Here is a 14,648-nt window from a genome sequence, read left to right on the forward strand (position 1 = left end):
AACTCTGCTCTGCCACCGTCATTTGTATCGTGCCAAGCGTAGCGGGAGACGGCGGTGCAGGCCACAGAAACACAGACGGGCGGCTGTTATTGCAGTGCGGTCCGTTTTGCCATCACCGCGGCACCGCTGGTGAAAGGACAGTGCCACTGCCGCGCCTGTCAGCATATGGCGGGTGGCGCGCCGCAATACTTCCTGCTTGTGCCGCCGACCGGGTTCGCGTGGACGCAGGGGCAACCCCGCACATACACAAGACAGGACATCGAAAATGCCGTGACCCGATATTTTTGCCCCGATTGCGGGACGCAGTTGGTCACAGTGCGGCAGGACAATCCGGCTTTCGTTGTAAAAGTTGGTGTGCTTGACGATCCAAGCGAGTTCAAGCCGCGTGTGGCCATCTGCCATGCGCAGGCACAATCATTTCATCACGTGCCAGATGGCATCCCTGTCTTTGATGATCTGCCGACCGGCTAGGGCGCGATGAAGGTGACGCCGGGAATGGCCGCCACGCGCGCCATGTCTTCCTCGTACAGCTGGGTCATCCTGTCGATGGTCTCTTCGGTCCAGCCGGGGGCATTCAGTTCTTCCTCGATCTCTTCCTCGATCGCAAACTTGTCGAGAAAGGCGATGATCACGCGGCGCTTTTGCGCCTCAGTCATGGTCGGGTGGGACTTGAGGTAGGATCGGAAGCGCTGCATGCCCTCCTTGGACATGATCTCGGCCAAAAGGTCGAAGCCGCCGATGATCTTCTCGCCTGTTGGCAGCCCTGCCAGATCGCGGACGATCTGCGCCCACAGGATGGGCATGTCTTCGAAGCACCATGTGGTGATCGTGACGTCGGGCGCGGCTGAGCGTATCGCTCCGATCGTATCGGACCAACGGACGGCATAAGGATCGGCACCGCGCAGAAACGCGTCCATGTCATCCTGGGGTGCCTGGTTGAAAAGCGCAGGCAGGAACGTTGCCGGGTTGCGCATGGCGAGGAACACCTGCACCTGGTCATGTTCGAACAGCGCCGACAATTGCGAGATCCGTTCGGGTGCGGCTTCGTAAATAAAGCCATTGCGGACGCATGATCGCGGTGCGCCGAACAGGAACATGTGGCTCAGAACCATGCGTTCTGCGCTTTCGTCATCAAGGATGAGGTCCAACAGGACGTCGCGCGCATCGGGGGCAGGGGGTGCATCCTGCAGGGCGGCCATGGTCTGTTTCAACAGGCTCCGGTACTTGCCCGGCCCGGGTACCGCGATCCCGCGCTTCGAAAAATCCTCCTTGTTGCGCAGGAGGCAGCGGACAAGTCGGTCCTCTTCGGTAAAGTGGGCACCTGCGTGAAGGACAATTTGCATGCGGATCGACCTGCCAGGAACTGTGAGCGACTGGCGGTAGATAAACGAAAAACGCGTTGGGATAAAACCTCTGACCTGTTTGGAAAAACGATCTTGCCACCGCCAAGCGCACAGAGTAGACGATGCGTCCAAGGCCCCTATAGCTCAGCTGGTAGAGCAACTGATTTGTAATCAGTAGGTCCGCGGTTCGAGTCCGTGTGGGGGCACCATTTTCCAGAATCAGTAGCTCGATGCGCCCGTGCTAACGCATGCAGAGGTGCTGATTTCGTATGCCAAGAACCCCCTCGAATTGACATTTGTCAAGTGCCGGGCACTGCCGAAAACACGGTCGGTATAAACCCCGTGTAAACCCGCGATGTAAGGTGGGTTTCCGCACCCACGCCGCGGTTTGCAACTGGCAGATTTCTTCTTGGTGCCAGGCGCTGTGCGGCCTCGGCGTGGTTTTGAAAAAGTATATAAAATTCAATATTCTAACTATCATTCTATCAGCCGAAAGACCCATAAACCAAAGGTATAGGGGCGAACCAAGCCAGTTCGTAAACCGCCAAGCTATCGACCCCGTCACAGCTCTGCACAATCTGTTGATCAACGAACGGCGCATCACGTCGCTGTGACCAAGAAAGGTTGATCGCAAATGCAACTGCACATGAACACCATTGCCTACGCTGCGCGTCCATCACTCACGGACCTGTTTCTGACCTTGAGCGCGCGGTACACCGGGGTCCCGGATTGCGGACCCCGGGCCTTTACGACCGAGAGCGGTCTTGCGCGTCACGATCAGCAAAAGGCGGTCGCGTGATGTGCAACACCCTTCATCCCGTTCCCGATTGCCCGCGTGCCGCCCTATGCGGATCGAAGTGCCAGCGCCTGCTTCAGGTATTGGAACAGCCCGGTGCACGCCCTGCATCCCCCTCATTTTCACAGCACGCACCGCGGTGGTCCGTGCACAGCACCAAGGAGAAAGACATGAAATACTTCAAGCGGATCCGGAGCGACGTTGACGTCACACCGTTCCTGAACGAGATCGCCAGCGTCGATGATGCCTGGGCACAGGCAACCGGCCGCCAGGACAAGATTGCCGTGCAGCGCGAGGCACTGGCTGTTCCCCTGCGCGGGCTGCGCAAGTCGATGCTTCTGGGCCGCAAGCGCCGGGACGTTCATGAAAGCCGCTGGACCACCGGTTCCATCCGGTTTCCCATCGCTCGGGCCTTTATCGAGGATGTGGCCACCGAACTCGACGCGGATATGAGCCGTGCCAAGATCGTGTGCCTGCCTGCGGGTCGCCGTGTCTATCCGCATATCGACCGTGGTGAATACTACCGGTTCCGCGGCCGCTACCACTTTGTTCTCAAGTCCTCTGCCGGGTCGTTCATGAAGGCGGGCGACGAAGAGGTCCGGATGAAAGAGGGTGAGCTGTGGTGGTTTGACAACGACCAGATGCACGAAGCGTTCAACGATGGCGACGAGGATCGTATCCACATCATCTTCGACCTCTTGCCCGCTGACATGCGTGCCAAGGCCGCTGCCGCGACCGAACGCGCGCGTGCCAAGCTCGAAAAGGCGGCCTGAGCGATGTCACGTATTCACTTTCGACATGGTATTCCGGGCGCTGTTCCAAGCGCCTGGGTTATTCAGCCCGACGCGGGTGACAAGGGCCGGCCCCCCGTGGTCGCGGTCCACGGTCTGAACCGCGAGACGGAAGTTATGGCAAACCTGCTTGCACCGCGGGCGGACGCAACCGGGCGCACCATTGTCCTGCCGATCTTCGACCTCACGTCCTGGCGCCGGTATCAGCGCGCGGCGTGCAAGCAACGGTCGGACTGGGCGCTGCTGTCCCTGCTGCGCGTGCTGCGGGATGACGGTGCAATCGGCGAAGGCCGTCCGGATATGTCGGGCTTTTCCGGCGGCGCCCAATTCGCGCACCGCTTTGCCTGGCTCCATCCTGATCACGTCGCGGGGCTATGCCTTGTGGCGCCGGGCTGGTGGACCTTTCCCGATGCGCGCGGCTCCTTTCCCCTGGCCATCGGTGATGGATGCAATGCGCACGAGTTTCGTTTTCGTGCCAACCTCAAACGCTTCCTGGATCGCGATATCCGCGTTTCCGTGGGGTCCCTTGATGTCCAACAGGACAGGAACCTGCGCCAGACTCCGGAGCTCAACGCGCTGCAAGGCGCGAACCGGGTGGCGCGTGCGCGTCGCTGGAGCGCAGCGGTCATCCGTGCCGCACGGCGGGTCGGTGTGCAGCCGCGCGTGGTCTTTGAACTGATGCCTAACTGCGTTCACAGCTTTTCAGACTGTGTCGCGAATGCGCGGCTGGATCGCGCATTCGTCCCTGATTTCACTCCCCAACCCCAAACCCTGCCCTTTCGCGGGCAGGCCCAACTTAAAAAGGTGGCATGATGCATCTTCTTGATATGAATACTGACGCGGGCCCGCAGATCGCGGGCGCCAAATGGAGCTTTGTCACACGTCGCGTGCGCCGTGGGGCCGTGCAAAAACTGGATGGAGACCTGAGTGCCGTACGGTCCGGCGACCTTGTATTGGCCGAGGTTCAGGACATCGGCAGCCACAAGCGGCTGCAGCTGAGCGACGGGCGCTATTCCGCACTGTATCCCAAGGATCGCATCGTGCTGGCCTGTGGCGACCGCTTTGCCGAGGATCAGTTCGAGGGCATTGCAGAACTCTCACTGGAAAGTGCCGATCTGCTCGCTGGTGGCGGCGTTATCGGCACGATGCTGTCGCGCAATGGCCGGGTCAAATGCCCGACGAGCCTGTCTGTGATCGGACGTCTGGCGGATGCAGATGGCAAAGTGCTGAACCTTGATCAGTTTGCCCTCGCCCCCAGCCATGGGCCTGCGCCTGCACGGGTGATTGGCGTACTTGGCACCGGCATGAACGCAGGCAAGACGGCTGCCGCAGCCGGTTTGGTGAACGGGTTCACCCGCTACGGCGACAAGGTGGCTGCGATCAAGGCCACGGGCACGGGTTCGTTCGGTGATGTGCATCAATACGAAGCGGCGGGCGCTGCACGCACGCTCGACTTCACGGATGCAGGCTTTGCCTCGACGTTCCGTCAGCCGGTGGACAAGATCGAGACACTGACCCGCACCCTGCTGTCTGCGGCATCGGATTGCGACATCGCAATCGTTGAGCTTGCTGATGGCGTCACCCAGGTCGAAACGGCAGAGCTGCTGAGCCGTCCCAACTACTGTGCCCTGTTTGACGCGTTTGTTCTGGCTGCACCCGGCGCGCTGGCATCGCGCGGCGCGCTGGCCTGGCTCGCGGAACACGACATCACGCCGATTGCGCAGACCGGCCTGATGACGCAGGCGCCGCTGGCCGCACGAGAGGCGGAAACGCTTGGTCTGCCCGTCCTGTCGCGGGAGGATCTGTCCGACCCGGCAACGGCCGGTTCGCTGCACAACCTGCTGTCAGAAGCCTGCCAGGAGCATGTGGCATGAGCCGCAGACCGGCCATAACAGCCGATCGCCGGTGGATGGGGCTGTGCGCCCTGGTCTTCCTGGCGATCGGACAGGCGGTCACCATGGTTGTAACCGCCTTTGCGACCCGCGACGTGATCGGTGCGTTGCGGGACGGGAGCGGTGTTGTTCCCATGCAGGCCCTTGTGGCCATGGTCGTGGCGGGATTTGCGATTTTCGCGCTCCGTTCAGCCGAAGGCGCAATTGGAGAGCGCACCGGCCAAAGCTATGCGGCCGCGATCCGTCGCACCCTGTTTCTTCACATGACCAAGATGCCTGCCAGCGCCATGGCGCGCCGCCGTGCGGGCGCGACAGCCTTGCGCTATGTCGGCGACCTGACGGCCTTCAAGGGCTGGGTTGCGCGCGGTCTTGTCCGTTTCATTTCGGCCGGGGCGACGATTCCCGCGGCCTTTCTCATCCTCTACTGGCTCGAGCCGCGTCTCGCGCTCGCCGCCGCCGTTCCGATCGGCATCGTCATGGTCGCTATCTTCTGGCTTGGCCGCCCCCTGGCCGCTGCCCATGCCACGCTCCGTTCCAAGCGGGCCCGCATGGCCGCAGATATGGCCGAACGCCTGCCGCAAGGGATTGCCCTGCGCCGCTCGGGCCGGGTCAAGACAGAATTGCGTGCGCTTGACGCCAAATCGGGCAAGATCGCGCGCGCCGCGGTCTGGCGTGCCTGGCTTGCCGAAACTGTGCGCGCCATGCCCGATGCGGCGGCAGGTATTGCAGGGGCGTTGTGCCTGTGGGTCTGTCTGGACCTCGGCCTCGGCGTTGCCGATGCGGTTGCGGCGCTCACCTCCCTTGCGCTGGTTGTCTGGCCGCTGCGCCACCTCGCGGATGCGCGCGACCGGCAGAAAGCGTTTGGTGTCGCGCGTGCGAAACTGGATGCGGTGCTGGCCACCCCTCGGATGCCTACCGTCAAAAGGAAGAAGGCTGACCCCAAGGCACCGGCCATTGAAATGGACGGCGTGCAATGGCCCGGTACTGCGCCCGTTGATCTTCACCTGCCGCGCGGCGCGATGCGGCGTCTGTGTGGCCCCGCAAGCTCTGGCAAGAGCCGTTTGCTCCTGACCTTGGCCGGGTTCGAAGCGCCTCCAAGTGACGGCACGCTCACGGTGCTGGGCAGTACGCCCGAAGCGCTGCGTGGTGGTCGCATCCTTTACCTCGGGGCGCATGCGCCGACTTTGAAGGGATCGTTGCGCCGCGAGCTGACGCTCGGTACAGGCCGCACCCCCAAAGATGACGTGTTGCAAGATGTGATCCGCCGCGCGGGCCTTTGCGCCACCGCAGATCGTCTTGGCGGGCTGGACGGCAAGGTCGCCGAAGGACGGCGCAACCTGACTGCGACTGAACGCGGGCGCCTGTTTGCGGCGCGCGGCTTGATCGCCCGTCCCGATCTTGCGTTGGTTGACGCGGATGAGATCGGATTGGAGGGTGCAGCGCTAGCCGATCTGATTGCGCATTTCGACAATCTGGGCGCTGGCCTTCTGATCGTGACGTCCGACAAGAAGGCTCAGCTGAAACTGGGCGCACCGCTGCACCTGGAACTGAAGTCCGATGGGACTGCCGCGGCAGCGTGATGCGAATGACAAAACTCACATTTCCTTGGAGCCGATACGTTTGACCCAAACGGCATTCACTTGGGCAGGCGTATCCGGCGCACATTGCAGATTGGCAAAAAGCCAGAAGCGCTGATTTTTTATGCGAACGAGAATTGAGAGCGCAAAAATAGTGCAAAAATGACCATTTTGGCTCATTTATTGTGCGATAGCGCGTGAGAATACAGGTGAGAACGATACCACTTGCGGCGGGCGGCAACGCTCAAAGATTGTGCGATGGCGTCGGCCTAGGAAACCGTGGAACACCATCGCACTCCGCATCAGATGCGTAGGGGGGCATATGGATGTTTGGAATTCCGAATGCAACGCCCTGCGCGACACGCAAGGGGACACAGATGTCTAAAAGACTATTCACCACAACCGCTGCCTTGGCCGTCATGGCAGCACTGCCTGCCGTTGCACAAGACTGCCCGATCAAGGTCGGCGTTCTGCACTCGCTGTCCGGGACGATGGCGATTTCGGAAACGACGCTCAAAGACACAATGGAAATGCTGATCGAGCAGCAAAACGCCGCCGGTGGCGTGTTGGGTTGCCAGCTTGAAGCCGTGGTGGTCGATCCGGCCTCTGACTGGCCGCTCTTTGCTGAAAAGGCGCGCGAGCTGCTGACCGTGCACGAGGTCGACGTGATCTTCGGCAACTGGACATCCGTGTCGCGCAAATCCGTGCTGCCCGTGATCGAAGAACTGAACGGCTTGCTGTTCTACCCCGTCCAGTACGAGGGCGAGGAAAGCTCGAAAAACGTCTTCTACACCGGTGCCGCACCGAACCAGCAGGCAATCCCGGCGACCGACTACTTCCTCGAAGAACTGGAAGTTGAGAAATTCGCGCTGCTCGGTACCGACTACGTGTATCCGCGGACCACGAACAACATTCTTGAATCCTACCTCCAGCAAAAGGGCATCCCGGCCGAAGACATCTTCGTCAACTACACGCCCTTCGGTCACTCCGACTGGTCCAAGATCGTGGCTGACGTAGTGGCGCTGGGCGCTGACGGCAAAAAGGTTGGCGTGATCTCGACCATCAACGGCGATGCGAACGTTGGCTTCTACAAAGAGCTGGCCGCTGCCGGCATCTCGGCTGATGACATCCCGGTCGTGGCCTTCTCCGTCGGTGAAGAAGAGTTGTCCGGGCTCGATACGTCGAACCTGGTCGGTCACCTCGCGGCCTGGAACTACTTCCAGTCCGCTGACACCGAAGCCAACGAGGGTTGGGTTGAAGCATGGAAGGCCCGCATGGGCGAAGACCGTGTGACCAACGACCCAATGGAAGCGCACTACATCGGCTTCAACATGTGGGTTAACGCGGCAACCGAGGCGGGCACCACCGATGTGGACGCTGTGCGCACAGCCATGTACGGCCAGGAATTCCCGAACCTGACAGGCGGCACGGCTGTCATGCTGCCGAACCACCACCTCGCCAAACCGGTCCTGATCGGTGAGATCCTCGAGGATGGCCAGTTCGACATCATCAGCCAGACCGAAGAAGTGCCCGGCGATGCCTGGACCGACTTCCTGCCAGAATCGGCCGTTCTGGTGTCGGATTGGAAAGAGCTGGGCTGCGGGATGTACAACACCGAGACATCCAGCTGCGTGCAGATCAAGTCGAACTACTGACCTGACACCTTTCGGGGGCGGATCGCCGCCCCCGATCACCATCTAGGATTGGATGCCAATGTCGGTTTTCCGCCATCTCTTTGTTGCGGCCTTGTCTCTTGCGGCGACCTTGGCCGCTCTGTCCGTCTCTGCTCAGCAGGTGGACGCCCCTATACAACGGCTGTTGCAAGACCATGGTGAGGTGATCGCCAAAAGCTCGCGCCGCACCATCGGCCCCGCCATTGATGCGCTCGCCGCCAGTGGTCTCGACGAGGCGCAGACCGTGCTGGAACGCTGGCGCGACAAGGAAATGTGGCTGAACGAGGAAACCGGACTGTTCGTCTACGCGGAAGAGATCGACCGCCGCACGATCCGCACCTTCGATTTTGCAACCGGTGAGGCGCTGGGCGAATTCGAAGACAAAGCCTACAAGCAACTCAAACCCAACAGCGGCATTCGTGGGCTGATCAACGCGGCGCTTGTGCGGTTCCAGTTGACCGATCCAAATCCGGCGGCGCGCAGGGCGGCCTTGAACGCCATTGAACGGGATGCTGACGAAACTCACCTCGCCGCGCTGCGCGCTGTGGTCGAGGCCGAGGATAACCCAAACATAGCAGCAAGAATGGCGCGCCTCGAACGGCTTCTGACCATCCAGTTCGACAAGGACGAAGCCCAACGCATCGCCGCGATCGAGAGCTTTTCGGGTGACCTGAGCGTGGAAGTGCGCGCGGCGCTGAACCCCCTGGTCGTCACGAAGCTGGACGTTGACACGACCGTTCCCGAAGACGCTGACGTCGTGCGCACCCTGACCCCAGGCTCCGAGGCGCTGAGCGTCGATGCCGCTTACGGCCTGCTCGTGTCCAGAGAACTGGCCGTTGAGCGCATTTCGCGCGACGCACAGAAGGCAGCGCTGATCGCCAATATCGACGGGGACCGCGTGGGCGGCATCCAGGTGGCGTCACTCGACACCGAAGCCAGCCGTGACCTCGCTTATGCGGAATTGGTACGGCTGGGCGCCGTGGAACCCGCCGCGACAGACGCCGAAGTGAGCGAAGTGCTGGAGCAATTCGTTTTCTTTGAACGCTACAGCGCTGTGCCGCCTGAGATCGCACTCGCCGCTCAAGCCGTCCTGACCGGCATCGAAAACAAGGTCGCTGTGAACCAGACCATCGACCTCGGCTTAGACGCCCTGTCACTTGCGTCGATCTACTTTCTCGCGGCCATTGGCCTGGCCATTACTTTTGGTGTGATGGGCGTCATCAACATGGCCCACGGTGAGTTTATTATGATGGGCGCCTACACCGGCTACGTCGTGCAGCTTTTCGTGCCCGACTACACGCTCAGCATCCTCCTCGCCATACCGCTCGCCTTCATTGTCACCTTCGGCGCAGGCGTCGCGATGGAGCGGCTGGTGATCCGTTGGCTTTACCACCGCCCGCTGGAAACGCTGCTTGCAACCTTCGGTATCTCGATCGCCTTGCAGCAACTCGCCAAAAACATCTTCGGCACGCAAGCCCGCCCACTCACGGCCCCAGGCTGGCTCGACGGCTCGCTGGTCTTCAACGACATCGTGTCGATCAGCTACATTCGTATTGCAATCTTCGTCCTCGCGCTCCTGTTCCTTGCCCTGTTCCTGATCGTGATGAACCGCACCCGGCTCGGGCTCGAGGTGCGGGCGGTCACCCAGAACCCGCGCATGGCTGCGTCTATGGGCATCAACCCCGACCGCATTAACATGCTGACCTTCGGCTTTGGCTCGGGCATCGCCGGCATCGCGGGTGTTGCCATTGGGCTTTACGCCAAGGTCACATCCGAGATGGGCAGCGACTACATCGTGCAATCCTTCATGACCGTGGTCGTGGGCGGGGTCGGCAACATCTGGGGCACGCTCTTGGGCGCCACGATGGTGGGCACATTGCAAAAGGGGATCGAGTGGCTGAACCCGTCCAACACTTTGGCCGCACAAACCTATATGATCCTCTTCATCATCCTGTTCATCCAGTTCCGGCCCAAGGGCATCATCGCCCTCAAGGGCCGCGCGGCGGAGGCGTAAGCGATGACAGACACAACGCTCGCCCCCGCACGCCAGCCCATCGTCAAACGCTACCCGGTCGTGCTGGTGTTTCTGGGCTGCCTCGCGCTCTTCACACTTGGCATCACCGTCTTGTCCGAAGGGTTTGGGATCGGCGTCATTTCGACCAGCTTCATCAAGACGCTGGGCAAGACGCTGTGCCTGTGCCTCGTGGCGCTCGCCATGGACCTTGTCTGGGGGTATTGCGGTATCCTCAGCCTCGGGCACATGGCATTCTTCGGCATCGGCGGCTACGCTATCGGAATGTGGCTGATGTATGCCCGCACCGAAATTATCGTGGTGCAAAGCCTGGCTGCCGCACCCTTACCACCCACCGCGCAGGAAATCTCGGACGGCATTGCGACACAGATTTTCGGTGTGGTCGGTGCCTCCGAATTCCCGCCGATCTGGGCATTCGCGCACTCTCTGCCGCTGCAACTGGCCGCAGTCGTTCTGGTACCGGGCCTGTTGGCACTGGTCTTTGGCTGGCTCGCCTTTCGCAGCCGGGTCACGGGCGTGTACCTCTCGATTCTGACCCAAGCCATGACGCTCGCGCTGGCGCTGTATCTCTTCCAGAATGACAGCGGCTTGCGCGGCAACAACGGATTGTCGGGCCTGCAGAACCTGCCGGGCCTCGGTCACGTGCCGCAGTCGACTGTATCGATCTGGTTCTTCTGGGCCTCTGCACTGGCGCTGGGCCTCGGCTTTGTTCTGTGTACGTGGGTCGTTTCAGGCAAGTTCGGGTCGGTCATCCGCGCCATCCGCGACGACGAAAGCCGCGTTCGGTTCCTCGGCTACCCGGTAGAGGCGTACAAGCTTTTCGTGTTCACGCTGACAGCGGTGATCGCCGCAATCGCCGGCGCGCTCTATTATCCGCAGGCCGGCATCATCAACCCGGCAGAGATTGCGCCCATCGCTTCGATTTACCTCGCCGTCTGGGTCGCCATCGGGGGCAGGGGGCGGCTCTACGGGGCGGTCATCGGCGCCGCTTTCGTGTCGCTGCTGTCTACCTATTTCACCGGGGGACAGGCGCCGGACATCAACTTGGGCTTCTATACGATCCAGTGGGTCAATTGGTGGACCGTTCTGTTGGGATTGTCCTTCGTGGTCGTGACACTCTTTGCACCCAAGGGGCTGGGCGGGCTGTTTGACCTGATCGCGGCGCGCACCTCGCCCAATCGTCACGGCGCGGACCTTGGGCCCGACGTCGGTGCCCTGCGCGAGAAGGAGGCAGAGAAATGAGTACTCTTCTCGAAGTCTCGGGCGTGTCCGTGTCCTTTGACGGGTTCAAAGCCATCAACAACCTGACGTTCCAGATCGGCGAGGCCGAAATGCGCGCCGTGATCGGACCCAACGGTGCCGGAAAGACGACCTTCATGGACATCGTGACAGGCAAGACCCGGCCGGATGAGGGACACGTGCTTTGGGGCGAGAAGTCGCAATCGCTGCTGTCCATGTCCGAAAGCCAGATCGCGCAGGCAGGGGTGGGGCGCAAGTTCCAGCGCCCAACCGTGTTCGAGGATCAGACCGTCGCTGAAAACCTGATGTTGGCGCTGAAGAAAAAACGGGGGCCTCTGGCCGTGCTGGGCTTCCGAGCGTCTGGCGCAGATCAAAAGCGCGTCGTCGAACTGGCCGAAGAGATTGGTCTGTCGGCCGCCCTCGACCGTAAATCGGGGGAGCTGAGCCACGGCCAGAAGCAGTGGCTTGAGATCGGGATGTTGCTCGCACAGGAGCCCAAACTGTTGCTGGTTGATGAACCCGCGGCAGGCATGACCCCGGCGGAACGTGAACACACGACTGAAATTCTGGTGGAAGCGGCCAAGACGCGGGCCGTCGTTGTGGTGGAGCATGACATGGAATTCGTGCGCCGCCTGAATTGCAAAGTGACGGTCCTGCACGAAGGGTCGGTGCTTGCCGAAGGGTCCATCGACCATGTCACATCGGACGAAGCGGTGATCGAGGTGTATCTTGGCCGGTAACCTGTTGGAAATTGAAGGGCTGACGCTGCATTATGGCGGCAGCGAAATCCTGCGCGGCGTGGATCTGTCGGCGCAGACGGGCGAAGTGACCTGCGTCATGGGCACCAACGGGGTCGGGAAAACCAGTCTGCTCAAGGCGATCTCGGGCACCCATGCGCGCAGCAGCGGGCACTACCGTCTGGGTGGGCAGGACATCGGAAAGCTCAGCGCGCACGCGCTGGCCCAGAGGGGCGTCGCATACGTCCCGCAGGGGCGCGAGATCTTTCCCTTTCTCACCGTTCAGGAAAACCTAGAAACCGGCTTTGCCTGCCTGCCGCGCGCAGAACGGCGCGTGCCGTCCGAGATTTTCGAGCTGTTCCCCATTCTAAAGGAGTTTCTCCACCGGCGCGGTGGCGACCTGTCGGGCGGGCAACAGCAGCAGCTTGCCATCGCAAGGGCGTTGGTGACGAAGCCCAAACTCTTGTTGCTGGACGAACCCACCGAGGGCATTCAGCCCAACATCATCAAACAAATCGGTAACGTCATCTCTACCCTGCGCGAACGGGGTGAGATGGCAATTGTTCTGGTCGAGCAGTATTTCGATTTCGCCTTTGACTTGGGTGACAGGTTCACAGTGCTCGAACGCGGGGCCGTCAAACTGGCAGGACCCAAGTCGGGTATCGAACGCGCCGCGCTTTTGCGCGCTGTTTCTGTCTGATCGCGCCTAGCTCGCCACGCAGTACCGATCGACGATGGCGTTGATCTCTGACGCAACGATCGGTTTGCGCAAGTATCCATTCATGCCGTTCGATGAAATGGCGCCATCATCATGGTAATCGGCGTCGGCGGTTACCGCGATGATGGGAATATTCTTTGGCGGGTCCGAGAGTGCGCTGCGAATGCTGCGGGTGGCGTCCAGACCGGACACTTTGGGCATATGAATGTCCATCAGGATCACGCCATAGGCGTCTGGGTCCGCTTGCACCTTTTCCTGGCACTCCTGGCCATCCTTGGCGATTTCGAACTCATAGCCCAACGTGTGAAAAATCTCACTCATCATGTACTGGGTAAAGCTGTCATCCTCCGCCAGAAGGACCTTTTTGGATGGTGCAGTCATGCCGCTGCCTCCTCAATATCCTGCGTGGGGATTCGTAGAGTGAACGTTGTGGTATAGTTGAGATAGTGCGATGGGCTTGCAACCTCAAGATGTCCGCCCATCAGTTTCGCAAGGTCAGAACTGATGGACAGGCCGAGGCCAGTGCCGCTGTAGCGGCGTGTCAGGCTGTCATCGACCTGCAGAAATCGTTCAAAAACGTTGCCTGCATCTTCGGGCGACAGCCCAGGGCCCGTGTCGGACACAGAGATTTCAATCATACCCCGATGGCCCTCGCCATGCTGGCCCCGACGCAGGTCGATCAGCATGGTACCGCTGGTCGTGAACTTCGCTGCATTGTCGCAAAGATTGTGCACGATCTGGCTGACCCGTTTGTTGTCCATACACACCGTTTCAGGCAAATCGTCCGCGACAGCGACCTTGACCTCGATCTCCTTGCCATAGCGTTTGACGGACCCGTTCGCGGTGTCACACCATTGTTGCGCAATCGCGGCCAGGTTCGTCTCTTTCGGGTGGAGCTTCACCGCGTTCGCCTCCAGCCGGGACACCTCCAGGACGTTCGTCAGTTGCGCCAGCAGCACTTGCGCGGCCTCCAGCCCCGTTGCGGCCTGCTGTTTCTGGCGTTCTGGCACATCCGACATCTCGATCAGTTGAAACAGGCCCATCATTGCATTCAGGGGCGTGCGCACCTCGTGGCTCATATTTGCCAGAAACCTTTTGCGAGCCATGGACGCGGCAACGGCGTCCCTCTCGGCTTTCTTGCGCTGGGATACTTCGTTTTCGAGCGTGTCAATCTGCTGCGTCAAGCGTCGGCTCATGTCGTTCAGCGCCAGAACAATTCTGTCGATGGCATCGGTTCGATGCCGTGGACTGCGGTCAAGCGTCAGATCAAGCGCAGTGGCCCGCGATTTCGATGCATCGACCTGACGTACCACGTCCGTCAGATGGCGCGTCACCGTCCAATAATACAGTAACAGGAGCGCAAAGGCGACGAGATAAGCCTTGATCAGGTTGGTGCCGACGAGTGCAAAGAACTGCGCCCACAGATCTGCCCATATGCTGTCGAGCGACAGGTAGATCGTCAGAGTTCCAATGGGTTCGTTCAGCCCGTTCAAATCGCGGACGAGGTCAAATTCATTGCGCCGTTCGGTGTATTCCGGATCGCCATATTCGAACATGTGTCCGGTCGTGGATTGCAACTGGACATGGGCGACCGCCGGATCCGACTGGATGCCGCGCAAAATGATATCGACCTGGTCAAAGTCGAATTGCCATAGCGCGTTCTGCAACGGATCCACGGAGGTGGCACTGACACGATCCACGATCTGAAAGGCGGCCCCGACCTGGCGTTGGTAACTGAGGTATAGCTGTATTCCGGCGGCAAAGGCCGAAAAGACAGTGCTGACCAGCAGGGTCATCACCACCAGGCGCAGACCCAGCCTGTCTCTCAGCGCTCTGCGAACGAACGTCAT

Annotated in this window: 14 protein-coding genes and 1 tRNA gene; 11 read left to right on the top strand and 4 right to left on the bottom strand. The window is 60.7% G+C overall.

Annotated features, from left to right (window positions below; all coding sequences use genetic code 11):
• Positions 1–54 precede the first annotated feature (54 nt).
• A complete protein-coding gene (locus FD715_RS14340; protein ID WP_147111000.1) occupies positions 55–471 on the top strand; it encodes a GFA family protein in 417 nt (138 codons plus the stop codon).
• On the opposite strand, the gene FD715_RS14345 is transcribed toward FD715_RS14340, so the two are convergent.
• A complete protein-coding gene (locus FD715_RS14345; RefSeq protein ID WP_147111002.1) occupies positions 468–1,343 on the bottom strand; it encodes a hypothetical protein in 876 nt (291 codons plus the stop codon). The genes FD715_RS14340 and FD715_RS14345 overlap by 4 nt on opposite strands.
• Before the next feature lie 133 nt (positions 1,344–1,476).
• On the opposite strand from FD715_RS14345, the gene FD715_RS14350 reads away from it, so the two are divergent.
• From FD715_RS14350 to FD715_RS14370, 5 genes are all read left to right on the top strand, one after another.
• Positions 1,477–1,552, top strand: a tRNA-Thr gene (locus FD715_RS14350).
• A gap of 757 nt (positions 1,553–2,309) precedes the next feature.
• Positions 2,310–2,912 carry an aspartyl/asparaginyl beta-hydroxylase domain-containing protein gene (locus tag FD715_RS14355; RefSeq protein ID WP_189799502.1) on the top strand — a complete coding sequence of 201 codons (603 nt, stop codon included), beginning with the start codon at positions 2,310–2,312 and terminating at the stop codon, positions 2,910–2,912.
• A 3-nt stretch (positions 2,913–2,915) separates the two neighbouring features.
• Positions 2,916–3,743, top strand: coding sequence for an alpha/beta fold hydrolase (locus tag FD715_RS14360; protein ID WP_147111008.1), 828 nt, complete (start codon positions 2,916–2,918; stop codon positions 3,741–3,743).
• Entirely contained in the window at positions 3,740–4,804 is a 1,065-nt protein-coding gene (locus FD715_RS14365) for a DUF1611 domain-containing protein (protein WP_147111012.1), read from the top strand. Before FD715_RS14360 ends, FD715_RS14365 begins: the two co-directional genes overlap by 4 nt.
• Complete coding sequence (locus tag FD715_RS14370; RefSeq protein ID WP_147111014.1) at positions 4,801–6,402, top strand: ABC transporter transmembrane domain-containing protein; 1,602 nt, start codon at positions 4,801–4,803, stop codon at positions 6,400–6,402. Before FD715_RS14365 ends, FD715_RS14370 begins: the two co-directional genes overlap by 4 nt.
• 15 nt (positions 6,403–6,417) lie before the next feature.
• Here FD715_RS14370 and FD715_RS22545 read toward each other — a convergent pair whose 3' ends face one another.
• Positions 6,418–6,579, bottom strand: coding sequence for a hypothetical protein (locus tag FD715_RS22545; protein WP_189799503.1), 162 nt, complete (start codon positions 6,577–6,579; stop codon positions 6,418–6,420).
• Between the two features lie 197 nt (positions 6,580–6,776).
• Between FD715_RS22545 and urtA the strand changes: the two genes are divergently transcribed.
• Genes urtA through urtE form a run of 5 tightly spaced genes read left to right on the top strand, consistent with a single transcriptional unit; the run spans position 6,777 to position 12,780 of the window.
• The gene (gene urtA / locus FD715_RS14375) at positions 6,777–8,054 is read left to right on the top strand and encodes an urea ABC transporter substrate-binding protein (protein WP_147111017.1); all 1,278 of its coding nucleotides are present in this window, start codon (positions 6,777–6,779) and stop codon (positions 8,052–8,054) included.
• A 52-nt stretch (positions 8,055–8,106) separates the two neighbouring features.
• Positions 8,107–10,086, top strand: a complete 1,980-nt coding sequence (gene urtB / locus FD715_RS14380; protein WP_147111020.1) for an urea ABC transporter permease subunit UrtB — start codon at positions 8,107–8,109, stop codon at positions 10,084–10,086.
• A 3-nt stretch (positions 10,087–10,089) separates the two neighbouring features.
• Positions 10,090–11,346: an urea ABC transporter permease subunit UrtC gene (gene urtC / locus FD715_RS14385; protein WP_147111023.1), complete on the top strand. Its 1,257-nt coding sequence runs from the start codon at positions 10,090–10,092 to the stop codon at positions 11,344–11,346.
• Entirely contained in the window at positions 11,343–12,083 is a 741-nt protein-coding gene (gene urtD, locus FD715_RS14390; protein WP_147111026.1) for an urea ABC transporter ATP-binding protein UrtD, read from the top strand. Before urtC ends, urtD begins: the two co-directional genes overlap by 4 nt.
• A complete protein-coding gene (gene urtE, locus FD715_RS14395; protein ID WP_147111029.1) occupies positions 12,073–12,780 on the top strand; it encodes an urea ABC transporter ATP-binding subunit UrtE in 708 nt (235 codons plus the stop codon). Before urtD ends, urtE begins: the two co-directional genes overlap by 11 nt.
• A 6-nt stretch (positions 12,781–12,786) precedes the next feature.
• Here the strand turns inward: urtE and FD715_RS14400 are convergent, their stop codons facing one another.
• Entirely contained in the window at positions 12,787–13,179 is a 393-nt protein-coding gene (locus tag FD715_RS14400; protein ID WP_147111032.1) for a response regulator, read from the bottom strand.
• Positions 13,176–14,648, bottom strand: coding sequence for an ATP-binding protein (locus FD715_RS14405; RefSeq protein ID WP_147111034.1), 1,473 nt, complete (start codon positions 14,646–14,648; stop codon positions 13,176–13,178). The genes FD715_RS14400 and FD715_RS14405 overlap by 4 nt, the downstream gene beginning before the upstream one ends.

This window comes from Tateyamaria sp. syn59, from assembly GCF_007995245.1.
Classification (GTDB): Bacteria; Pseudomonadota; Alphaproteobacteria; order Rhodobacterales; family Rhodobacteraceae; genus Tateyamaria.